Annotated in this window: 15 protein-coding genes and 2 pseudogenes; 6 read left to right on the top strand and 11 right to left on the bottom strand. The window is 62.1% G+C overall.

The genetic code is table 11. The features are described 5' to 3' along the window. The first annotated feature begins 62 nt into the window (after positions 1-62). The 4 genes from V8Z78_RS09285 to V8Z78_RS09270 all read left to right on the top strand — a co-directional run bounded on the left by V8Z78_RS09285 (position 63) and on the right by V8Z78_RS09270 (position 5,102). On the top strand, positions 63-923 hold the full coding sequence (locus V8Z78_RS09285; protein WP_003063939.1) for a ParB N-terminal domain-containing protein: 861 nt from the start codon (positions 63-65) through the stop codon (positions 921-923). 256 nt (positions 924-1,179) lie between these two features. Then, positions 1,180-3,396, top strand: coding sequence for a TonB-dependent receptor family protein (locus tag V8Z78_RS09280; RefSeq protein WP_349731269.1), 2,217 nt, complete (start codon positions 1,180-1,182; stop codon positions 3,394-3,396). A 60-nt stretch (positions 3,397-3,456) separates the two neighbouring features. Then, the gene (locus V8Z78_RS09275; protein ID WP_349731268.1) at positions 3,457-4,563 is read left to right on the top strand and encodes a PepSY-associated TM helix domain-containing protein; all 1,107 of its coding nucleotides are present in this window, start codon (positions 3,457-3,459) and stop codon (positions 4,561-4,563) included. A gap of 149 nt (positions 4,564-4,712) precedes the next feature. After that, a complete protein-coding gene (locus tag V8Z78_RS09270; protein WP_349731267.1) occupies positions 4,713-5,102 on the top strand; it encodes a VOC family protein in 390 nt (129 codons plus the stop codon). A gap of 72 nt (positions 5,103-5,174) precedes the next feature. On the opposite strand, the gene V8Z78_RS09265 is transcribed toward V8Z78_RS09270, so the two are convergent. The 7 genes and pseudogenes from V8Z78_RS09265 to V8Z78_RS09235 form a co-directional block, all read right to left on the bottom strand. Beyond that, positions 5,175-8,096: an aconitate hydratase gene (locus V8Z78_RS09265; RefSeq protein ID WP_349731266.1), complete on the bottom strand. Its 2,922-nt coding sequence runs from the start codon at positions 8,094-8,096 to the stop codon at positions 5,175-5,177. A gap of 167 nt (positions 8,097-8,263) precedes the next feature. Then, positions 8,264-9,403 carry a CaiB/BaiF CoA transferase family protein gene (locus V8Z78_RS09260; RefSeq protein WP_003063951.1) on the bottom strand — a complete coding sequence of 380 codons (1,140 nt, stop codon included), beginning with the start codon at positions 9,401-9,403 and terminating at the stop codon, positions 8,264-8,266. 92 nt (positions 9,404-9,495) lie between these two features. Next, positions 9,496-10,502, bottom strand: a pseudogene (locus V8Z78_RS09255) (tripartite tricarboxylate transporter substrate binding protein). A gap of 29 nt (positions 10,503-10,531) precedes the next feature. Then, complete coding sequence (locus V8Z78_RS09250) at positions 10,532-11,710, bottom strand: M20 aminoacylase family protein (RefSeq protein WP_349731265.1); 1,179 nt, start codon at positions 11,708-11,710, stop codon at positions 10,532-10,534. A gap of 179 nt (positions 11,711-11,889) precedes the next feature. Beyond that, positions 11,890-12,873, bottom strand: coding sequence for a Bug family tripartite tricarboxylate transporter substrate binding protein (locus V8Z78_RS09245; RefSeq protein WP_349731264.1), 984 nt, complete (start codon positions 12,871-12,873; stop codon positions 11,890-11,892). A gap of 41 nt (positions 12,874-12,914) precedes the next feature. Continuing rightward, positions 12,915-13,910: a tripartite tricarboxylate transporter substrate binding protein gene (locus V8Z78_RS09240; RefSeq protein ID WP_003063965.1), complete on the bottom strand. Its 996-nt coding sequence runs from the start codon at positions 13,908-13,910 to the stop codon at positions 12,915-12,917. 94 nt (positions 13,911-14,004) lie between these two features. Beyond that, on the bottom strand, positions 14,005-15,714 hold the full coding sequence (locus tag V8Z78_RS09235) for an acyl-CoA dehydrogenase family protein (protein WP_046462004.1): 1,710 nt from the start codon (positions 15,712-15,714) through the stop codon (positions 14,005-14,007). Between the two features lie 250 nt (positions 15,715-15,964). On the opposite strand from V8Z78_RS09235, the gene V8Z78_RS09230 reads away from it, so the two are divergent. Next, positions 15,965-16,852: a LysR family transcriptional regulator gene (locus V8Z78_RS09230; RefSeq protein ID WP_046462005.1), complete on the top strand. Its 888-nt coding sequence runs from the start codon at positions 15,965-15,967 to the stop codon at positions 16,850-16,852. 157 nt (positions 16,853-17,009) lie between these two features. Here V8Z78_RS09230 and V8Z78_RS09225 read toward each other — a convergent pair. The 4 genes and pseudogenes from V8Z78_RS09225 to V8Z78_RS09210 all read right to left on the bottom strand — a co-directional run bounded on the left by V8Z78_RS09225 (position 17,010) and on the right by V8Z78_RS09210 (position 21,133). Further along, positions 17,010-17,745 (bottom strand): annotated as a pseudogene (locus V8Z78_RS09225) (aspartate/glutamate racemase family protein). Positions 17,746-17,763: 18 nt separating this feature from the next. Then, a complete protein-coding gene (locus V8Z78_RS09220; protein WP_349731263.1) occupies positions 17,764-19,299 on the bottom strand; it encodes an NCS1 family nucleobase:cation symporter-1 in 1,536 nt (511 codons plus the stop codon). 540 nt (positions 19,300-19,839) lie between these two features. Then, positions 19,840-20,160, bottom strand: coding sequence for a hypothetical protein (locus V8Z78_RS09215; RefSeq protein ID WP_349731262.1), 321 nt, complete (start codon positions 20,158-20,160; stop codon positions 19,840-19,842). A gap of 271 nt (positions 20,161-20,431) precedes the next feature. Beyond that, positions 20,432-21,133, bottom strand: a complete 702-nt coding sequence (locus tag V8Z78_RS09210; RefSeq protein WP_349731322.1) for a GntR family transcriptional regulator — start codon at positions 21,131-21,133, stop codon at positions 20,432-20,434. Positions 21,134-21,415: 282 nt separating this feature from the next. Here V8Z78_RS09210 and V8Z78_RS09205 point away from each other — a divergent pair. Then, positions 21,416-21,952 (top strand): GntR family transcriptional regulator (locus V8Z78_RS09205; RefSeq protein ID WP_349731261.1); only part of this gene is annotated, 537 nt, incomplete at its 3' end.

Here is a 21,952-nt window from a genome sequence, read left to right as displayed (position 1 = left end):
TGAATTCATGTTGATAACCAACGACAACAAGCGCAAGCAGCTCCTCAATTTGAAGAACACACATGGAACTGAAGATTGACGAAGGCCTGAAGGCCTATATCGACCCTCTGACCCCGGACGAGCACGAATCGCTGGAGCGCAGCATCCTTTCCGAAGGCTGCCGCGACTCCCTGGTGGTCTGGGGCGATCTGCTCATCGACGGCCACAACCGCTACGGCATCTGCCGCAAGCACGGCCTGCCCTACAACACCGTCCAGGCCACGCAGTTCAAGAACATGGACGATGTGCATCTGTGGATGATCGACCAGCATCTGGGCCGCCGCTCGGTCTCGGACTTCCAGCGCGGCGTGCTGGCGCTGCGCAAGCGCGAGATCATTGCCGAGCGACGCGCTGCCGCTGCCGCTGCCGTGAACGCCGCCAAGGCCGCCCAGCCGGCCAGCGAGGAAGCCCCCTGGGAAGGCGAGACCGACCCCGTGGTGGCCCAGGCTCTGGCCAGCGTGGCCAAGGTGCCCGACGAAGCGCTGGACACGCGTGAAGCCCTGGCACGCGCCGCCCGACTGTCGGCCGGTCAGGTCAAGATGATCGAGACCATCCAGGAAAAGGCAGCGCCCGAAGTCGTGGCCGCCGTCAAGGCTGGTGAGCTCTCGCTCAATGCCGCTGCCGTGGTCGCCACCCTGCCCGAGGAAGAGCAGCAAGCCGTGGCCGCCGAAGGTGCCGACGCCCTCAAGCAGGCCGCCAAGCGCGTGCGCGATGCCAAGAAAAAGCCCAAGGCCGCCAAGCCCGAAGCCGAAGAATCGGCAGAAGCCGTGCCAGCCGCCAGCCCCGAAGAGCTGCAGACCCGCGTCACCGAGCTGGAAGCCGAGAACGAGCGCCTGCGCCTGCAGGTCAAGACCTTGCAGGACCTGCTGGCCGAACAGGGTTAAGCCGCTCTCTTGCCCGGCTCCCGCACGCAGCCTCCCCGAACGGCCAGATTGCCGGGCAGGGAGGCTGTTTTTTTGTGTCTCAACATAACCACATACAGCCAAATGACAGCAATTCTCATTAATATCTGCGCCTGCCAATAAACGCCACATAGTCCCCTCCGGCCCCGACTGAAGACAAGAGATGCCGCCAGCGCAAGGCTGGGGCAGCGCGCTGTTCATGCCAGCCAGGTGCTGTGTGCACTCCCCTACAACACCCATGGCTAACCTCCATCTTTCCGACTCCCCCGCTTTTCGCCTGAGCAGCGCCGCCGCTGCCGTTGCCGCAGCCCTTGGCATGCTCGCCAGCCCCGTTCATGCACAGACGGCCAACGCCGCCACTGCCGAAGCCGCCCTGGACTCGGTCACCGTCACCGGCAACTGGCTGGATGGCGATATGTCCAGCGCCGAGAAGGTGCTGGAGCATCCAGGCGCCCGCACCATCGTCGAGCGCGAGCGCATCCAGGAAAGCGGCGCGGCCACCTTGCGCGAAGCGCTGCGCCTGGTGCCCGGTGTGCAGGTTCAGGACAGCAACGGCACGGGCGGCAGCGATATCTCTCTGAACCTGAGCGTGCGCGGTCTGACCGCACGCCTGTCGCCACGCTCCTATGTGCTGCAGGACGGCGTGCCCGTCTCCTACGCTCCCTACGGTCAGCCCCAGCTGTCGCTGGCGCCCGTGGCGCTGGGCAATCTGGACTCCATCGACGTGGTGCGCGGCGCAGGCTCGGTGCGCTACGGCCCGCAGAACGTGGGCGGCATCATCAACTTCACGACGCGCGCCATTCCCAAGACTTTTGCGGCCGAAGCCTCCATCGGCACCGAGATCTACAGCCACGGCGGCAACGTGAAGACCACGCCCAGCTTTTTTGTGGGCGGCACCAACGAGTCGGGCCTGGGCCTGGCCGTGCTGTATTCGGGCACGCACGGCAAGGGCTGGCGCAGCAGCAACGACAAGACCGACATCGACGATCTGCTGGTCAAGGGCAGCTACAAGCTCAGCAACAACAGCAGCATCTCCGCTTCGCTGCACCACTTCGAGGGCAAGGGCCAAATGCCCGGCGGCCTGACCACGGCCCAGTACGCCGCCGACCCGTTCCAGAGCACGCGCAACTATGACCAGTTCACGGGCCGCCGCACCGACGGCTCGCTCAAGTACAGCTACAAGGACGGTCGCAACAACTTCGAAGTGCTCAGCTACTACGTGGACTCCTTCCGCGGCAGCTATATCGAACGCGACGCCACCGGCGCCAATGCCGGCAAGCGCAGCCTCACGGCCGCACCGCGCGACTACAGCTACTACGGCGTGGAGCCGCGCTACTCGCGCATTTTCGAGACCGGCTCCGTGGTGCAGGAAGTCAGCGTTGGCTATCGCTACCTGAAGGAAAAGAGCTCAGAAACGGCGCTGGCCACTTCGGGCTTCTATGTGCCCGGCCAGGTCGATGCCATGGCCCTGCCGCTGAACACCACCCAGACCAGCCAGGGCGGCACCACGGCCAATGCCTTCTATATCGACAACCGCATCGATGTGGGCAACTGGACCATCACGCCCGGCGTGCGCTACGAGCGCATCCGCTCCTTCAACAATGTGGTGGACTACAAGGGCGCGACCGCAGCGGCCATCTACCCGACGGCTGCCGCCAACGAATGGCTGCCCACGCTGTCGGTGCTCTACCGCGTCGACAGCCACTGGTCGGTGTTCGCCAATGCCGGCAAGTCCTTCGGGCCCCAGCAGTACGCACAGCTGGCCCAGTCGTCCAACAACCAGCTCTATCCCGAATCGGCCAAGACCTACGAGCTGGGCACGCACTACAAGAGCGACACCTGGAATGGCGAGCTGACACTGTTCAACATCGACTTCAACAAGGAGCTTTTCCTGGACCGCCCGGGTGACGGCACCGGCAACGGCATCTGGACCGATCTGGGTGCCACGCGCCACCGTGGTCTGGAATCGGCGCTGCGCTATGACTTCGGCAAGAACTACCCGGCACTCAAGGGCCTGTCGCTGGGCATGAGCTATACCTTCACCCAGGCCACCAGCCAGGCCGGTCCTTTCGCAGGCCGCGACCTGCCGCTTTATTCGCGCCACACGGCCGGCCTGTCGGCACGTTATGCGATGGAGCGCTGGACCTTCAATGCCGATCTGAACGCCCAGTCCAAGCAACGCTCGCCCGGCACGCCCGGCACCAGCGCCAAGCCCAATCCCTACATCACGCAGGAAGACGCCAATGGCAATCTGGGCGATATCCCGGGCTTTGCCATCCTGGGCCTGCGCACCAGCTACCAGGCCGGCAAGGAGCTGAACAATCTGCGCCTGACCGTGGGCATGAAGAACGTGTTTGACCGCCGCTACTTCACCCGCTCCACCGACAACAACGGCGGCGGCAAATACGTGGGCATGCCACGCACCCTGTACGTCCAGGCCACCCTGCCGTTCTAAGCGGCGGCCCCGCGAGTCCACCTCAGGACCGGTCACGCGGGGCATCACAACACACGCGCAATGACTTCGCTACGTTCTCTGTGGCTGCGGCTGCATCGCTGGTTTGCCCTGGGCCTGGGCTGGATTCTGATTCTGGCCGGGCTCACCGGCACCCTGCTCATCATCGGCCAGCCACTGGACCGCATGGCGCACCCCGAGCTGTTCCAGGCCCGCACGACGCATGCGCAGCAGGCCGCAGCACTGACGCCGATACTGGCAAGAGCCCATGAGGAGTTCGGCAGCAAGGCCACTCTGCGCTTCCGGCTGCCTCAGGAGACGCAGGACAGCCTGTGGCTGCGCGTTCAGGCTGCGGACTGGCGCGGCACCATTTACCTGGACCCCGTCACCGGAGCGGAGCAGGGCCGCCGCGGCGAGACCGAGGGCTTTGTCAACACACTGTTCAAGCTGCACAGCACCTTGCTGCTCGACGCCAATGGCAAGGCCATACTGGCCTGGACCACCCTGGCCTACGTGCTTCTGCTGCTGACGGGCGTCATTCTCTGGTGGCCCAAGCGCTGGCCGGGCAACTGGCACATAGAACTCAACAAAAGCCTGGTGCGCGCCCTGTTCGACATGCACCGCATCGGCGGCGTGATCATGGGCCTGCTGATCGCGGTGTCGGTCATCACCGGTGCCTATATGGCATGGCGACCGCTGGGCGACTGGCTCAATGTGCTCAGCAGCAGCACGGCAGTCAAGCCACCCAAGCTGCCCGCACTGGCTGAGGAAGGCCCCCTGCCCGCCGATGTGGACGCCATGCTGGCCTCGGCCCGCGCGGCCATGCCCGATGCCCAGGCCAGCTTCGTGCAGCTGCCGCCCAATGCCAAGCAGGCCGTACGCATCCGCTTTCGCGCCCCGGGCGAGCCGCACCCCAACGGCATCAGCTCGGTATGGCTGGACCCGCGCAACGGTGCCGTGCTGGACGTCAGGCGCTGGAATGAACTCGACCCCGGCGCTGCGGCGGTGGCCGTGGCCTATCCGCTGCACACGGGCGAGCTGGGTGGCGTGCTGATGGAAATCCTGGCCGGCCTCAACGGTCTGGTGCTGAGCGGCTTGGGCATCAGCGGAATCTGGCTCTGGTGGCACCGCCGCAAGGCCAGAAAGCTTGCCGCCCAGAGAAAGCCCTGAGAGCGCGGGCCAGCGCCCTGCAACCTGCGCCCGGCCCTTGCCCCATGTTCCAGGTTCGAAGCCCCTGTTAAGGGCCGGGTCTGCTTGCATCACAGCCTCTGCGGCCTCAGCATCTGTACTTCCACCGATGAGCAGACAAGGAGCTGAAGATGGCTATGAATCCCGTTGGCTGGTTCGAGATCTACGTGCAGGACATGTCGCGCGCCAGGAGCTTCTACGAAGCCGTGCTGGGCTGTCAGCTGCAAGCGCTGACCATGCCGGAAGGCGGCGAGCACCCCGATATGGAGATGTGGGCCTTCCCAGGGCAGCCGGATAACGCTGGTGCCACCGGAGCGCTGGTCCGCATGCCGGAATGCCCCTCTGGCGGCGGCGGCACGCTGGTCTATTTCGTCTGTGAAGACTGCGCCGAGCAGGCCGCCCGCGTTGCACGCAACGGCGGCAGCCTGCACCGCGACAAAGTCTCCATAGGCCCCTATGGATTTATTGCCCTGGCCATCGATACCGAAGGCAATATGTTTGGCCTGCACTCGATGAAATAGGGCTCGCGCCAGCCCACGAAAAAGGCCTGCCTCTGAGGAGGACAGGCCTTTTTACCTGGCAAGCGGGCACCATCAGGCCAGCAACTGCCTCAGCACATAGGGCAGGATGCCGCCATGGCGGTAGTAGTCCACCTCGATGGGGGTATCGATGCGCAGCTTCACGGTCACGGTTTTCTTGCTGCCATCGGGCCTGGTGATCACCAGCTGGGCATCGCTTTGCGGCGCGAGGTCGGCGGCCGGGATCACATCGATGAACTCCTCGCCCGTCAGACCCAAGGTTTGCCAGCTGTCATTGCCCTTGAACTGCAGCGGCAACACGCCCATGCCCACCAGATTGGAGCGGTGAATGCGCTCGAAGCTGCGCGCCACCACGGCCTTGATGCCCAGCAGTTGCGTGCCCTTGGCCGCCCAGTCGCGGCTGGAGCCCGTGCCGTACTCCTCGCCGGCCAGCACCACCGTGGCACGGCCCGCGGCCTGGTATTTCATGGCCGCGTCGTAAATGGCCATCTTCTCGGCCCGGCCATGGTCGTCGCGGAACAGGGTGACACCGCCCTCCTCGCGCGAGCCGTCGCCTGCGGCGGGGATCATCAGGTTCTTGATACGCACATTGGCAAAAGTGCCGCGCATCATCACCTCGTGGTTGCCCCGGCGCGAGCCATAGCTGTTGAAGTCGGCCTTTTGCACGCCATGCTCGAGCAACCACTTGCCTGCGGGCGAAGACTCCTTGATGGAGCCTGCGGGCGAAATATGGTCGGTGGTGATGGAATCACCGAACAAGGCCATGATGCGAGCACCGTGCACCGCGCTGGAGTTGGAGCCTTTCTGACCTGCAGCGCTGCCCCCGTCTTCGGGTGGTGCTTTCAAATCCAGAGCAAAGTCGGCAAAGAACGGCGGCTCGGCGATATAGGTGCTCTCGGGCCAGGTATAGGTGGCGCCCGTCACACCCCGAATCTTTTCCCAGAGCTTGCCCGGCTCGCTGGCCACCTGCTCGTAATTGCTGCGGAAGGCCTTGCCATTCATGGCGAACTTGAGCAGCTCCTGAATCTCCTCGCTGCTGGGCCAGATGTCGCCCAGATACACATCCTTGCCGCCCTTGCCCTTGCCCACGGGCTCGGTCATCAGGTCTTTGCGCACCGTGCCGGCAATCGCGTAAGCCACCACCAGCGGAGGGCTGGCCAGGAAGTTGGCCTTGATATTGGGGTGAATGCGGGCCTCGAAATTGCGGTTGCCCGAGAGCACGGCCGAGCAGACCAGATTGTTCTGCGTGATGACGGCATTGATCTCGGGGGTGAGATCACCGGCATTGCCGATGCAGGTGGTGCAGCCGTAGCCAGCCAGCGCAAAGCCCAGTTTTTCCAGGTAGGGCAGCAAGCCCGCCTCGGTCAGATAGCGGGTGACCAGGCGAGAGCCCGGGGCCAGCGAGGTCTTGATATGCGGCTTGACCTTGAGGCCTGCCTGCACCGCCTTCTTGGCCAGCAGGCCCGCCGCCAGCATGACGCTGGGGTTGGAGGTATTGGTGCAGCTGGTGATGGCTGCAATCAGCACATCGCCGCTGCCGATATCGAAGCTCTTTTCCGGCGCTGCAACCGCATGACTGGCATCAACAGCAATCGCACTGGCCTCGACCTTGCCGGTCTCGGGCGTGTTGCTCACCATCTCGGCCTTGTTGCGCTCCGCACCGGCCGACAGGGGTTTGCTCTCGGGCTGCAAGGCCTCGGGACCATCGGGGCTCACCACGTGGCGACGCGCCAGCTGATCGGCAGGGAGATTGAAGCCATTCTGGGCCACGGGAGCGCTGAACAGCTCGTCGAACTGCCCGGCCACATGGCCGATCTCGATGCGGTCCTGCGGGCGCTTGGGCCCGGCCAGGCTCGGGGCCACCTTGCCCAGATCCAGCTTGACCACATGCGAGTAGTCGATTTCGCCGGCCTTGGGCACGCCAAACAGCTGCTGGGCCTTGAAGTAGGCTTCGAAGGCCTGAATCTCGCTCTTGGTACGTCCCGTTCCCTTGAAGTACTCGATGGTCTTTTCATCGACTGGGAAGAAACCCATGGTCGCCCCATACTCAGGAGCCATATTGCCGATGGTGGCGCGATCCGGCAGCGACAGGCTGCGCGTTCCTTCGCCAAAGAACTCGACGAACTTCCCGACCACTTTTTCCTTGCGCAGCAGCTCCGTGACGGTGAGCACCAGATCGGTGGCCGTCACGCCTTCGCGCAACTGGCCGGTCAGCTCGAAGCCCACCACATCGGGCGTGAGGAAGTACACGGGCTGGCCCAGCATGGCCGCCTCGGCCTCGATGCCGCCCACACCCCAGGCCACCACGCCTATGCCGTTGATCATGGTGGTATGGCTGTCGGTGCCGACCAGGGTGTCGGGGTAGTACACCGCATCACCCTTGCCACTCCTGGCCTTGTGCACGCCGCGCGCCAGGTATTCCAGATTGACTTGGTGCACGATGCCGAAGCCCGGCGGCACGACACCGAAGGTGTCGAAGGCCTGCATGCCCCATTTCATGAACTGGTAGCGCTCCTGGTTGCGCTGGAACTCCAGCTTCATGTTCAGGTCCAGCGCCTTCTTGGTGCCGAAGTAGTCCACCATGATGGAGTGGTCCACCACCAGGTCCACGGGTACCAGCGGCTCGATGGACTTGGGCTTCTTGCCCAGCTTGGCAGCGGTGCTGCGCATGGCGGCCAGGTCGGCCAGCAAGGGCACGCCGGTGAAGTCCTGCAGCACCACGCGTGCGACGACAAACGGAATCTCGTCGACCCGCTCGGCCTTGGGTTGCCAGCGCGCCAGCTGCGCCACATGCTCCTCGGTGATCTTGTTGCCGTCGCAGTTGCGCAGCACCGACTCCAGCACGATGCGGATCGAGACCGGCAGTCGCTTGATTTCGGGAAACTGCTTGGCAAGTGCAGGCAGCGAATAAAACTTGGCTTTCTTGCCCTCGGCCAGTTCAAAGGACTTCAGGGTTTTGGCAAAAGCATGCGACATCGTGAGACTCTCCATGGACAGAACACAGGGAAAACGCTTTTGCATTCCATTGTGCACACAATGCCCATGAAAAGGGTGGGACAGGGCGCCGGCAACGCAAACCGGCTCACATGGGCGCAAGAAAAGAAAGCCCGCGCGGGGCGGGCTGGAGTCGCGCCGAAGCAATCTCAGGCGCCGGCGTCCGGCAGAAACTCCTCTCCTTCGCTCAAGGGCGCAAAGCGGTAGCTGGCCGGCGTGCGGCTGAGCTTGACCGGAGCGCCCAGCCCCTGGTATTGGCCCATCGTCACCACCATCTCGCGGTGTACGGTATGCGGATGCTCAAGCGCCTGGGCGACGTCCAGCACCGGCGCGGCAGGCACGCCGATGGCCATCAGCTCGTCGGCAAGCTTCAGGCCATCTAAGGGCGCAAACGCCTGCTCCAGCAAGGGCTTGAGCTCGGCTCTATGGACGGAGCGCTGGCCTGCGCTGGCAAAGCGCTCGTCCTGCGCCAGTCTCTCCTGCCCGACATGCTGGCACAGCAACCGGAACTGCCTGTCGTTGCCCACGGCCAGAAAAATGGGAGCACCGCCTGTGCTGAGAACGTCATAGGGATAGATATTGGGATGTGCATTGCCCGAGCGCTGCGGCAGCTTGCGCCCCATGAACCAGTTGGCCGCATGGGGATGGAGCAGCGACAGCCCGGAGTCGTAGAGCGAGGCATCCACCAGTTGCCCCTGTCCGCTGCGCCCCCGCTCGTGCAGGGCCAGCAGCACGCCTATGGTGGCATTCAACCCCGTCACCATGTCCACCACCGGCAGTCCCACGCGCAGCGGGTCGCCGTCGGCTTCGCCATTGATGCTCATGATGCCGGCCATGGCCTGGATGGCGGCGTCGTAGCCGGGCAGGCTTCCCAAAGGGCCGTCGGCGCCGAAGCCCGTGACGCGGCACCAGATCAGATGCGGCAGCTCTTCGCGCATCTGCTCATAGCCTATGCCCCATTTCTCCATGGTGCCGACCTTGAAGTTCTCCACCACCACATCGGCCTCGGCCATCAAGGCGCGCACGCGCTGCTGGCCTTCGGGCGCGGACAGGTCGAGAAACTGGAGGCGCTTGTTGCGGTTCAAGCCGAAGTAGTAGGAGGCCACGCCGTCGCGAAACGGAGGCCCCCAGGTGCGGGTGTCATCGCCCTGCGGCGGCTCCACCTTGAGCACATCGGCGCCATGGTCGCCCAGTATCTGGCCGCAGAACGGCCCGCCGAGAATGCGTGACAGATCAAGCACCTTGACGCCCTGCAGGGCTCCGGCACCAATCGTGGCTGGATTGTGCATGTTTCACTTTCCGACAGAATGCGGGCCCATGGCCTGCGTGTTGATCAAAGATTGCTCGTGGGCTTGCACCGCCAGTCGCGGCAGCCCATGTCTCAGGCCAGAGGCTTTCGGCCCACGCTGCGCACCAGCGCGCTCAGGCGCTGATGGATGGCATGGAAGCTCTGGTCCGCCTCTAGCTGCGAGGCAACAGGCTGGCGCAGGTGCTTGCCCTCCAGTTCCAGCTTGGCGCCGATTTCCGGATTCACCAGCGCCTGCCCTATGGCACTGCGCAGCGCGGCCACGCGGTCGGCGGGTGTGCCCTTTTTCACGAAGTAGCCAGCGCTGACCGTGTATTCGAAATCAGGGCTGAGGCGGCTTTGCGATATCAGCGGCACATGGGTTAGCTCCTTGGGCAAGACCTTGGAAAAGCTGGTCAGAATCTTCAGTCGCCCCTGCTTGGCCATGCCTTCGAAGCTTGCCTGATAAGGCAGGATGGCGAAGTCCACCTGCCCTCCTGCCAGGTCCTGCAGGGCCGCGCGCCGCCCTTGTAGGGCACATGCAAAAACGGCAGCCTCAGTCTGGCTGCGAGAGCATCGCCCATGAGGTTGTACATGGAGTCCACTCCCACCGTGCCATAGGTCAGCGGGCCGTTCTTGCTGGCACGTGCATATTCGATGAACTCGTCATAGCTGTTGACCGGCAGCCCGCTCTTGACCATGAGCACTATGGGCGACTCCGTCGTGGGAGCGGCCAGCGTGAAGTCCCCCGGCTTGTAGCGCGCTGCCGTATTGAGCATGGGCGCCAGGAAGATCTCGTTGGCCGAACCATGGAAGAACATATAGCCGTCTGCAGGCGCGTTGAGCACCTTGGCTGCGGCAATCAGGCCCGTGCCGCCGCCCAGGTTCTCCACCACCATCTGCTGCCTGATGCTGCGGCCTATGGATTCGGCAAAGATGCGCGCCGCCACATCGCTGGCCCCGCCTGCGGGAAAAGGCACCATAAGGACCAGAGGCTTGGCCGGAAAGCTTTCCGCAGCCCGGACCCAGCTCGAACCTGCCGCCAGGGCAGCCGTCTGCCATAGCGTGTGCCGCATAAAGCCGCGGCGGTTCCATGTGTTCATCTCTTCTCTCCCGTTCAAGGTGCGACCGCTCAGGCCAGATAGCTTTGCACCAAGTGCGTCCAGAAGGCCGCACCTATGGGCAGGGCCTTGTCGTTGAAGTCGTACAGCGGGTTGTGCACCATGCAGCCTCCGTCCTCCCCCACGCCATTGCCCAGCCGGATATAGGCGCCGGGGCGCTTTTGCAGCATGTAGGCAAAGTCTTCGCTACCCATGGTCGGCGTGCGCTCGCCCACCTTGTCCTCGCCCAGCAGGCGTATGGCCACCTGCCGCGCGTATTCGGTCTGGGCTGCGCAATTCACGAGCACTGGGTACTTGTGCACGTAGTCGATGTCGCAGCTGAGCTGATAGCTCTCGGCCTGGGCCTGCACAAAGGCCTTGATGCGCTTTTCCACCCAGCTGCGCACGTCCGGGTGCAGGGCTCGCACGCCGATCTTGAGCACGGCGCTTTCAGGCACGATGTTGAAGACCTCGCCGGCCTGGATGGAGCCCACCGTGATCACGGCCGCCTGCTGGGCATCGATCTCGCGCGTGATGATGGACTGCAGCCCCAGCACGATGCTGGCCGCGCACTGCATGCTGTCTATGCCGTGGTGCGGCATGGCGCCATGGGCGCTGCGCCCGCGCAGCGTAACGGTCACGCGGTCGAACGAGGCCATGGCCGGTCCCTGGCTGATGGCCATCCGGCCCACGGGCAGGCCCGGTGCGTTGTGAAGCGCATAGATCTCGTCGCAGGGAAACAGCTCGAACAGGCCCTCGTCCACCATGCGCATGGCGCCGCCTTCGTTCTCCTCGGCCGGCTGGAAGATCAGGTTCAGCGTACCGTTGAAATCGAGCTTCTCGGCAACGTACTTTGCCGCGCACAGCAGGATGGCGGTATGTCCGTCATGACCGCAGGCGTGCATTTTCCCGGGCAGGCGGCTGGCGTAGTCCAGGCCTGTTCTTTCATGGATAGGCAAGGCATCCATGTCCGCGCGTATGCCCAGCGACTTGCCGCCCGTGCCCTTTTTGAGTACACCGACCACACCGGTGACACCCAGGCCGCGGTGCACGGCATAGCCCCAGCGAGCCAGGGATGCGGCCACCATGTCGCTGGTGCGCGTCTCTTCAAAGGCAAGTTCGGGATGAGCATGGATGCTGCGGCGGATCTCCACGAACTCGGCAGCAACGGACTGCAGTTGGGCGAGCAGAAGGGACGTTGAAGATGTCATGGCTATGGATGGTTGAAATACCCCGGCTCATGCCTTGCATGGGCTCTCGGGCAGTGGCAGGAAGTGGCAGGTAGTGCGAAACAGTGTCCTCCTCACGGCCAAGGCGAGGAGTTTCGAAAAGTTCTAACACGTCCAACCTTCGATGGCATGCCTGCGCTTGCGCCCAAGCGACAGCGCCATCAGTCAAGCTTCACGCCAGCCTTTCGCACCACCTCGCTCCATTTGTCGAGCTCGCTCTTCACGAAGCCGGCCAGATAGGCGGGCTGGGTATCCGCGCCACGCTCCAGGCCCTGGGCCGCAAAGGCTTTCTTCACATTCTCGGAATCCAGCGCCTTGGCATAGGCCTGATTGAGCAACTCCACCCGCTCCACCGGCATGCTCTTGGGGCCGACCACGCCGAAGAACACGCTCACGTCGTAGCCGGCCAGACCCTGCTCGGCGATCGTGGGGATCTGGGGCATGGCGCTGGAGCGTTTGGCCGTGGCCACGCCAAGGGCCTTGACCTTGCCGGCCTTGATATAGGGCATGGCCGTGAGGATGTCGGTGAAACTCATGTCCACCTGACCGGCCAGCAGGTCGTTAAGCGCCGGCCCGGTGCCCCTGTAGGGCACATGCTGCAGCTGGGTGCCGGCCAGGCCGTTGAACAGCACACCCGCCAGATGGGATGAAGCGCCATTGCCCGAAGACGCGAAATTGAGCTTGCCGGGCTTGCTCTTGTCCAGCGCGATCAGCTCCTTGACGTTGCCGACGCCCAAATCCGGCCGAACCACCAGCACATTGGGCAGATAGCCCACGTAGATGATGGGCGTGAAGCTGGTGCGCGGGTCGTAGCTGATGGACTTGTACAGCGGTTTGTTGATGGCCAGCGGACCCGAAGTACCAAACATCAGCGTATAGCCGTCAGGCTTGGCACGTGCCACGAAGTCCGCCCCGATATTGCCGCCGGCGCCGGCCTTGTTCTCCACGATCACGCTCTGGCCCAGCTCCTTGGTCAGCTCGGTAGCCAGAATGCGCGCCATGGCGTCGGTAGGGCCGCCAGGCGGAAACGGCACGATGAACGTGATGGGGCGTGTCGGGTATTTTTCCTGGGCAAGTGCGGGCAGTGCTGCCGACAGGGCGGCGGATGCCATCAGGCCCAGCGCTGCGCGTCTGGCTTTATGCATGTCTGTCTCCTTGGAAGGGGGTTGCCGATGAACTGGGAAAATCACTGCGGGGTGCCGCTGGCAACGGCCTTGAAGCGCTCCATGCGCGTCTTCTCGCGTGCGTAGGCGCTCCTCGCGTACTGCTCGAACTCTTGCGGACTGCGGTAGTTCAGCGGCTGATTGAGTTGTTCGAGGATCTTGCGCCCCTGCGCCGACTCCAGCCCCGCCTTGAAGGCGTCATGAATGATGCGCAGCCGCGCCGGTGCCAGGCCGGCAGGGGCGGCAATGCCATAGGGCGACTCGATCACCGTGTCCACGCCCAGCTCTCTCAAAGTGGGCACCTGAGGGAACTGCGGAACACGGCTGGACGTGAACATCGCCAGGTAGCGCAATCGGCCCGACTGGATATGCTGGGAGGCTACGCCGGAGAGCACGCCCGCATCGATGTGGCCGCCCAGCAGGTCGCTGGCCTGCTCCGAATCTCCCTTGTAGGGCACGCGATTGAGCTGCAGGCCCGTGGACTGCACCAGCTCGCTGAGTACGATGCTGGGCGTTTGCACCGGACCGGCCGCACCGACGGAGATCTGGCCGGGACGCCTGCTCGCATCTTCGGCAAACTCCTTCCAGCTCTTCCACGGTGCTTCCCGACGCACAGCCAGCCCGAAGGTGTAGTCGGTCATGCCGATCACGTAGCTCAACTTCAGGGGGTCGAAGCTCACCCGGTTCAGATACGGTTCGCGATAGACACTGGCAGGCAGCACTGCCAGGGTGTAGCCATCCGGCTGAGCCCGCGCCAGCTCCACCGCACCAAACGTGCCGTTGGCGCCTGGCTTGTTCTCTATGACCACCAGTTGCCCCAGCAACTGCGAGGCTTGCTGTGCCACCACCCGCAAATGCGCGTCCGTCGGTCCGCCGGCGCCATAGGGCACCACCAGGCGTATCGGCCGAGCCGGATAGGAGTCGCCCTGAGCCTGTGCGGCAGAATGGGCTGCCGCCAGCAGCACTGCTCCCGAGGCTGCAGCCAGCAGCCTTCGGCGCTCTCTTGCGTGATTGCGCATATTTGTCTCCTTGCAGAAATAATCCGAGAGCCGATAACGCCTTTTCACGAAGCGTTTCAGCGGTTTCTTCTACTTATTTCAAGGCCGCCGGCAATCACTCCAGCCACTGCGCCGGCACGGCAGCCACATCGTCCAGCGGATCGCGTGGCAGCACACGGTGCAGCAGCACCAGTTGCGACAGGCGCAGGCGCTCGTTTGATCCGGTCTGTGCTGCTTCCCAGGCCATGGCGATGGCCGTGGTGCAGTTGTAGAGCGCTGTGGCGGCCTGGCGGGCCAGCACTTCGCCGCCGTCCCGAGCGGCCCTGTCAGCCAGGATGCTGGCGCGGGCCAATGCATCTTCCAGCGCCTGGCGGTAACCGGGCACCAGGCGGGCATGATCGAGCAAGCCATGCAGATACTGCTGCAGCACAGGTAACGAGCCTTCGCGCTTGATGGCGCGGATCACGTCCAGCGCCACGATGTTGCTCGTGCCTTCCCAGATGGAGCCCAGGTGGGCATCGCGCACCAGGCGCGGATCGCTCCACTCCTCGATATAGCCGCAGCCGCCGCGCACTTCCATCGCATCGCCGGTGACCTTGCGTGCATCGCGGCAGGCGCGGAACTTGATCAGCGGCGTCAGAATGCGCAACAGCGCATAGGCATCCGGCTGGCCCGCATCGGAGCGCATCAGCGTCTGCGCGGTCTGGAACACCATGGTACGCGCCTGCTCGGCGGGAACGCGCAGCTTGTCCAGTTGGCGCTGCATCAGCGGCATCTGCTCCAGGCGCTTGCCAAAGGCAATGCGTTCATGGGCGATGAATTCGGCCTCGGCCACAGCGCGGCGCATCATGCCGGCGGAGCGCACACCGTTGGACAAACGCGAGTTGTTGACCATGTCGGCCATCTGCACAAAGCCTCGGCCCTGCTCGCCCACGAGATAGGCCACGGCGCCGTCCATGCGGATCTCGCCGCTGGCCATGGACTTGGTGCCCAGCTTGTCTTTGAGGCGGATGATGCGGTAGCGATTGGTGCTGCCATCGTCCAGGGAACGCGGCAGCAGAAACAGCGAGATGCCCTTCATGCCCGGCGCCCCGCCCTCCACACGAGCCAGCACCATGGCGAACTCGGCATCGGGGTTGGAACAGAACCACTTGTCGCCGGTGAGAAGCCAGGAGCCGTCGGCCTGAGGGGCGGCCATAGTCAGCGTGCCCGCGATGTCCGAGCCTGCGGCCTGCTCGGTCATGAACATCGCGCCCTGGGCCTGCTTCTCCCAATCCAGCGAGAGCAGCTGAGGCAAATACTTGCCCACCAGCTCGGGGGTACCGTACTTCTTGAGCGTGCGCGTCAGCGAATCGGTCATGGACAACGGGCAGCACAGGCCGAACTCGGACTGCACGAACAGAAAGGTCAGTGCGTACTTGACGATGGGCGGCATCTTGCCGCTCCAGCCCAGCATGTCTTCCCGGTGCGAAATGGCTTGCAGACCGAACTCACCGTAGGCGATGCGCTCAAGCTCTTCATAGGCTGGATGCTTGATGATGCGCTGGCTGTCCTGGCCCGCGCGGCTGCGATGCTCAAGCGTGGGCGGATTCCTGTCGGCAACGCCGGCCAGCTCGTCGATGCGCCCACCGGCCAGCTCACCCATGCGCTGCAGATAGGGCTGCAGATGGGCCAGCAGATCGGCTGGCAGATAAAGCGCCAGCAGCGACTGCAACTCAGGATCGGTGGCGTAGAAATTGGCACCGTGGCGATCAGGCACGGGATGGGCTGCAGCGCGGACAGCCTGGGCCATGGCATGCACCTGGCTCTTATCGTTGGCGGACATGAACGTCTCCTGCTGAATTCGAATATCCCTGAGGAGCTGAGCCCCCTCTCATCGGAAAGAGGACGACAACCTCGCTACAGGGCTTACCTTGCTTGCCGTCTCTGGGTTCGGCCATGACGAATTCAGGCGATATGTACCGCACACAAATCCGGCAATTGAGGCAAGGACTGCCACGAATTTCAGCACCCTCATATATTCACGTCAAATATTATTAAAATCTTTCTCAATACTTTTTAAATATCAATAAATCATGGAACTGAGGTTGCTGCACTACTTCGTCACCCTCGCCGAAGAACTTCATTTCAGCCGTGCGGCGCAGCGGCTGTCGATCTCCCAGCCCCCGCTGTCCGTGGCCATCAAGCAGCTGGAGCAGGAACTGCAGGCCCAGTTGTTCGAGCGCAGCAGCAAGGGCGTACGGCTGACTGCGGCCGGTGAACATTTGCTGGACAAGGCGCGCCAGCTATTGGCTCTGAGTCAGCAGGCCGCACAGGAAACGCGCGACGTGGCCCAGGGCACGCGCGGCCATCTGCGCCTGGGCTTCGTGGGGTCGAGCCTGTACCGCGGCTTGCCACAGGCGCTGGAGCGGTTCCAGCATGACCACCCCCTGGTGCGCGTGGACATGCTTGAGGCCAACAGCGCAGAGCAAATCCTGGACCTGCAGCAAATGCGGCTGGACATGGCCCTGGTCCACTCCATACAGCCGCCCGAAGGAATTGCCAGCCGGCTGCTGATGGAAGAGCCTTTCGTGGTCTGCCTGCCCGACCGCCACCCGCTGCAGGCCAGCGCCGCCATCGATCTGGCCGAACTCAAAAACGACCGTCTGATCCTGTTCTCCAGCCTGGTCTCGCCTACCTATCACCAGCGCATCTACGAGATGTGCCTGGCCCATGGCTTTGCACCCGAAGTACGCCACGAGGTACGGCACTGGCTGTCGGTGATCTCGCTGGTTTCGCTGGGTCAGGGCGTGGCACTGGTACCCCAGGCGCTGACACGCGTGGGCATGCCGCGCCTGATGTTCCGCCCGCTCAAAGGATCGCACCCATCATCAGAGATGCTCGCCATGTGGCGGCGTACACCGGCCAATCCGCTGGTGCAGGCATTGCTGGCCTGCCTGCAGCAGGCCGTGACGGAACTATGAGGCCAAGTCAGGACTCATCATCGCTGACCGGCAGGCCTGCCCGGATCTGTTTCAACGCTTCACCGCCGAATTCTTCGAGATAGCATTGGCTGCTCACAAGGAACGCTTATTTGCATGGAAATAAGGGGCCGGGACAATTTACACAACTCCGGGCAATTCATCCTGCCACTTGGCTAGTGAATGGGAAGCCAGTTACGCGCTTGGCTCGGGGGGGGAGCGTAGGTACGGACCTTGGAAGTGCTCAGGCCCAGGCGCACGAGCGACTCGGCAATGGTCACGGCTGCGGCTACTCCATCGACCACTGGTACACCTGTCAGTTCACGAATCCTGGCATCCAGTTCAGCCATGCCTCCACAGCCGAGGCAAATGACTTCAGCATGGTCTTCGCTGACGGCAAGGCTGGCTTGACGAACAATCGCTTCAACCGCGCGCTCGGGTTGGGTTTCCAACTCCAGCACAGCCACGCCGCTGGCGCGAACCGATGCACAGCGCTCGTCCAGGCCGGCAAGCTTGAGTCGATCCTCGATCAATGGCACAGCCCGATCCAGCGTCGTGACCACCGAGTATTTGTGGCCCAGGAACATGGCCGCGGCGGCCGCTGCCTCGGTGATGTCCACCACGGGAACGTCCAGCAACTCCTGCAGGCCCTCGCGGCCATGTTCACCGTAGCCGGCTTGAATGACTGCATCAAAGGGTTGTCCATAGCTCATCACGGCATCCATGACGCCGACCGCGGCAAGATAGCTCTCAAAATTCCCCTCGACCGATTCGGCGCCAAAGCGCGGGGTCAGCGCGACTATCTCTGTTCCAGGCGCAGCAACCTTCCGAGCTTGCATGCCAATGGCATGGGTCATCGACTCGGTGGTGTTCACGTTCACGATCAAAATGCGCATGATTTTCAACTTTCCTTCTCAGTGTTTGGCGGAGGCTACGGAAATGGCTTCGCCATCCTGGTCTTCGTAGGTGAGACCCTTCGGTGCAACCATCCAATAGAACAAGGCACCCAGTCCGGCTGCGATGAACCAGGAGAACTGGGACAGCGATTGCAGCGTCGGCAGGAATGCAAAGAGCAGCGAGATCAGGGATGAAGGAATCAGGGCCTGAATTGCCTTGGGGTTGATGCCATTGCGGTAGTGATAAGGGCCTGCAGGGTCGTGTGTATAGAGAGCCGGAACGTTCACGCGCTGTTTGCGGATCAGCCAGTAGTCAGCCATCACGATGCCGAACAACGGTCCCAGAAATGAACCCAGCCCTCCCAGGAAGTAGACGATGACCAGCGGAGAGTTGTAGAGATTCCAGGGCAGGATCACGAAACCGAGAACCGCACTGACAAGCGCTGCCCGGCGGAAGTTCAGATGCCGGGGCATGAGGTTTGCCAACGCCAGGGCAGGAGCCACGAAATTGGCCATCAGGTTCACGGCGATGGTCAAAATCAGCAGCGAAAGACTGGCCAACATCAACAGCGGCTTATTGGGAATGTTCTGGACGATGTCGGTCGGGCTTTGAATCAGCGTGCCATCGATGGCAAGCTGGCCGCCTGTCAGGATGACCACGATCAAGCCGAAGATCAGCATATTGATCGGAATACCCCAGAAATTGCCTTTCACCACGGCGCTGCTTGAGGTGGCTGCGCGTGTGAAATCACAGAAGTTCAGCACGAAGGTGCCGTAGATCGCCACCCATAGCGAAGCAGCGCCCAGGATCTGCAGCCACATGACTCCGCCACTGCTTGCAAATGGGGCAGACCAATGCAGAGTCCATTTGGCGCTGTAGAAGATCCATCCTGCCAGGGAAATGAAAGTCAACAGAATTACAGGTCCGGCAAAGGCTTCGTACTTTCGGATGCTCTCCATGCCCCAGCAGGCAATGAGAACCTGCACAACCCACAGGATGGAAAAGCTGATCCAGCCCAGCAATGGCAGGCCCAGCACGACTTGCTCTTTCAGCGACTGCAAGCCGGGAAACAGCGTGATCAGCATCACGTCGAGGACCATGGATGCCAGGTAGGTTTGAATGCCGAACCACGCAATGGCGACTCCGCCGCGGATCAATGCTGGAATCTGCGCACCGCGTGTACCAAAGCTGATGCGGCTCATCACCGGAAAGGGAATCCCTGTACGGGTCCCCATAAAGCCCGAGAGGGACAGCAGCACGAACAGAAATGCCGCACCCAGCAGAAGCGCCATCAGAATCTGGTGTCCTCCCAGCCCAAGCGTGAAAAGACCGATGGCAAACGCGTAGTTGCCGAGGCTGTGTACATCGTTGGCCCAAAGAGTGAACAGGCTGTAGCTCCCCCAGGTACGCCCCTCTTTCGAGGTAGGTGCCAGATCGTGGTTGTACAGCGCCGGAGAAACTCCGGCCGGCAAGCCTTTATCTCGCTTTGGGCTGGTGGTGTTGGCCCCCGAGGTTAATGACTCGCCATGGGTGTCCAGTACTAGGTTGTTCATATGCCGCCTTCCATCAGGGTGCTCCGTGGAGCCCCTTTGCCATGACCTCATTTCGGCTGAGCAGGTCATGCTTGTCTACCGTTATTAGCGGCTACGGGCGACGCAGGCCTGCAGCCATTTTTTCGCTGCTGAAGAGCTGTGATGCTTATGAAGCGAATCGAATCTGCCTCATGTCCACTGCTTCAGCAAGCTTGTCCAGAAATGCTTTAAACACATCGCTGACATGCATGCAATGTATACAAGACATGAATTCAAGATGCTAGTAGGAACCCTGGTTCTATCGGCCAGAGACATTGGTTCGATGGAGTCCTCAGATGGGAGGACGAACGGTCACTTGCAGGCGCAGCAAGCCCTGGCGTGCATTTCTTCCCTGGGCGAGGTGCTGAAACCTACACTTTGATCATGGCTGTTTTGCGTAGATACCCATCTATGAACCTCTCCATGATCCGCGCTGAGCAAAGCCAGGTTGCTGTGCGTATCAAGAGGCCATAGAAAATACTCTCGAAGTCACACACCGGAATGAGTACCAGTAGTCACTGCTCAGTTGTTGCAAAGCCGGCATTCAGCCCGCATCCATCGCAGCAATATCGCCCGCCAGTGAGCAATCGGCGCCGATGTTCCCATGGCTTCGAGATCAGTTGCGATGCCGGGCAGGACAGTGAGCGCTGCATTCACCAAGGACGGCTGCAGTCGAGATAGATGGATAGTCCATTCGGCGGGCAATGCGGAGACCAGCGCTTTGTTGCGATCGGTGGCATTGGCAATTCTTGCTGGAAGACCATTCCACGATGCGATGGCTATCCATGTGGTTTCATGGCCCTGATTGAAACCGTTCCGGCGTCTATCCGCAACGCGAGCCATTCCAAGTCCTGGTCGAGGAACTGGCATAGCGCCGGTGCCATGATCACCATGGGCCGAGGCGGCTCCTTGATGAATGCTGCCGGGCATGATCAGCGAACGCGTAAGTCATCACCGGCACAGATGGCGAGCTCAATCGCTCCCTGGTAGGGACAAGCGCTTCAAGCCTCAATATTGGCTCGCCGCAAAGTGTTGGGAGCTCGAGATCGGCAAAGCGGCCGAGCGGCTCAACCAGGCTGGATCCCGCCAAGGACTCCCATCGACTTTGAAACGCCTATTTGGCTGAAGACGAATCTTCAGGAGCCAGAATGGAGCGGAGTCGGTTGCGTGCTCCGCGACGACCGATCAGGCTTTCATCAAGGCGCGATGCCAATGCATCGATGTGAGCAATCATTAATTGTTCAGCCCGCAGATTGTCTCCAGTTGCCAGCGCCTCAACAATGGCGGCGTGATCGTCATTGAAGACTCTGGCCTCGGTCTTCGACTGGTATAGATCTGAAATCAGAGTTGTTCGTGCCGAGAGATCGACCATCATAGAAGTCAGGAACCGATTGCCCAGACACTCTGCCAAGCAAATATGAAAGTCGGCCAGCAGCCAGCTGCGGGCTTCTGCGTCCCCACAGGCAATGGCTTTGCGCTCTTCGGCGATGTGCTTGCGCAGGCGTTTCAGTGTTGCCTGCAAGGGTTGACCAGCATCACGCAGCATGCCCGGCTCAACGACGCGCCTCGCTGCATAGGTTTCCTGAGCCTCCTCAAACGAAGGCTCTGCAACATACCAGCCAACCCTGGAGCGGACCTCCACAAATCCCCGGGTCTGAAGGTGCATCAAGGCCTCGCGGACCAGGGTGCGGCTGACCTGAAACAAGTCCGCAATGTCTTGTTCACCCAGTTTCTCTCCCGGACGAAGCTTGGCTGTCAGGATCGACTCTATGAGACGCTCGGCGATCTTGGTTTTGGTGATGACTGGAGTACTCATTAAATTGATTTTATGCGACCGAGCTGTTACGAAGTTGAGGATAGGATGCGTCAATAAATTCGACCATGCCCGCAATGGCAGGTGATAAATCTTGCGCTCCAGAGAGCATGTTGCGGAGCTGGCTGAAGGAGGAGCGTAAGTTAAATATGCCTGGCGGGCTATTCGTCTTTCTTCTCCTGCGATTGCCTCAAGAAACGTCCGATATACCTTAAGGGAGAACACCTAGCTTTTCCTCAATCAATCTTGTATACAAGCGTTGAGTTCAAGATTTATGATGAAGCCATGGAAACCTCACTCACCTGGTCCATTGCAGAAAGTCTGACCAAAGCAATTGTGGAACATCGACTGATGCCCGGCACCAAGTTGTCGGAACAGAAGCTGGCCAATCATTTTGGTGTTTCCCGCACTCTGGTTCGCCAGGCTTTGTTTCAGGCATCACAGAACCGGCTGATCACGCTCGAGCCCACGCGCGGTGCCTTTGTGGCCACGCCCTCGGTTGAAGAAGCGCGCCAGGTCTTTGCTGTGCGTCGCATGCTCGAAGCCGAAATGGTGCGCAATTTCGCCGCGCAGCAGACACCCTCCCGCTTGTTGGAGCTCAAAGCGCATGTGGCGGCCGAAAGGAAGGCCATCGAAGCCAATGACGTGGGCCAGTGCACCGAGCTGCTGGGCGACTTCCATGTGCGCATGGCAGAGCTCATGGGCAACGAGGTGCTGGCTCAACTGCTGGGCGAGCTGATTTCCCGCTGCGCATTGATCACCCTGATGTACCAGTCTGCATCGGCGGCCGAGCATTCGCACGAAGAACATGCCGACATCGTG

This window comes from Comamonas sp. wu1-DMT (assembly GCF_040187805.1).
Taxonomy (GTDB): domain Bacteria; phylum Pseudomonadota; class Gammaproteobacteria; order Burkholderiales; family Burkholderiaceae_C; genus Comamonas; species Comamonas thiooxydans.
The sequence above is the reverse complement of the archived record's forward strand: the minus strand, read 5'-3'. Positions and strand labels throughout refer to the sequence as shown.

Coding starts and splice junctions, on each gene's coding strand:
- V8Z78_RS09285 (WP_003063939.1), top strand. CDS start 63: ATGGAACTGAAGATTGACGAAGGCCTGAAGGCCTATATCGACCCTCTG.
- V8Z78_RS09280 (WP_349731269.1), top strand. CDS start 1,180: ATGGCTAACCTCCATCTTTCCGACTCCCCCGCTTTTCGCCTGAGCAGC.
- V8Z78_RS09275 (WP_349731268.1), top strand. CDS start 3,457: ATGACTTCGCTACGTTCTCTGTGGCTGCGGCTGCATCGCTGGTTTGCC.
- V8Z78_RS09270 (WP_349731267.1), top strand. CDS start 4,713: ATGGCTATGAATCCCGTTGGCTGGTTCGAGATCTACGTGCAGGACATG.
- V8Z78_RS09265 (WP_349731266.1), bottom strand. CDS start 8,096: ATGTCGCATGCTTTTGCCAAAACCCTGAAGTCCTTTGAACTGGCCGAG.
- V8Z78_RS09260 (WP_003063951.1), bottom strand. CDS start 9,403: ATGCACAATCCAGCCACGATTGGTGCCGGAGCCCTGCAGGGCGTCAAG.
- V8Z78_RS09250 (WP_349731265.1), bottom strand. CDS start 11,710: ATGACATCTTCAACGTCCCTTCTGCTCGCCCAACTGCAGTCCGTTGCT.
- V8Z78_RS09245 (WP_349731264.1), bottom strand. CDS start 12,873: ATGCATAAAGCCAGACGCGCAGCGCTGGGCCTGATGGCATCCGCCGCC.
- V8Z78_RS09240 (WP_003063965.1), bottom strand. CDS start 13,910: ATGCGCAATCACGCAAGAGAGCGCCGAAGGCTGCTGGCTGCAGCCTCG.
- V8Z78_RS09235 (WP_046462004.1), bottom strand. CDS start 15,714: ATGTCCGCCAACGATAAGAGCCAGGTGCATGCCATGGCCCAGGCTGTC.
- V8Z78_RS09230 (WP_046462005.1), top strand. CDS start 15,965: ATGGAACTGAGGTTGCTGCACTACTTCGTCACCCTCGCCGAAGAACTT.
- V8Z78_RS09220 (WP_349731263.1), bottom strand. CDS start 19,299: ATGAACAACCTAGTACTGGACACCCATGGCGAGTCATTAACCTCGGGG.
- V8Z78_RS09215 (WP_349731262.1), bottom strand. CDS start 20,160: ATGGCTCGCGTTGCGGATAGACGCCGGAACGGTTTCAATCAGGGCCAT.
- V8Z78_RS09210 (WP_349731322.1), bottom strand. CDS start 21,133: ATGAGTACTCCAGTCATCACCAAAACCAAGATCGCCGAGCGTCTCATA.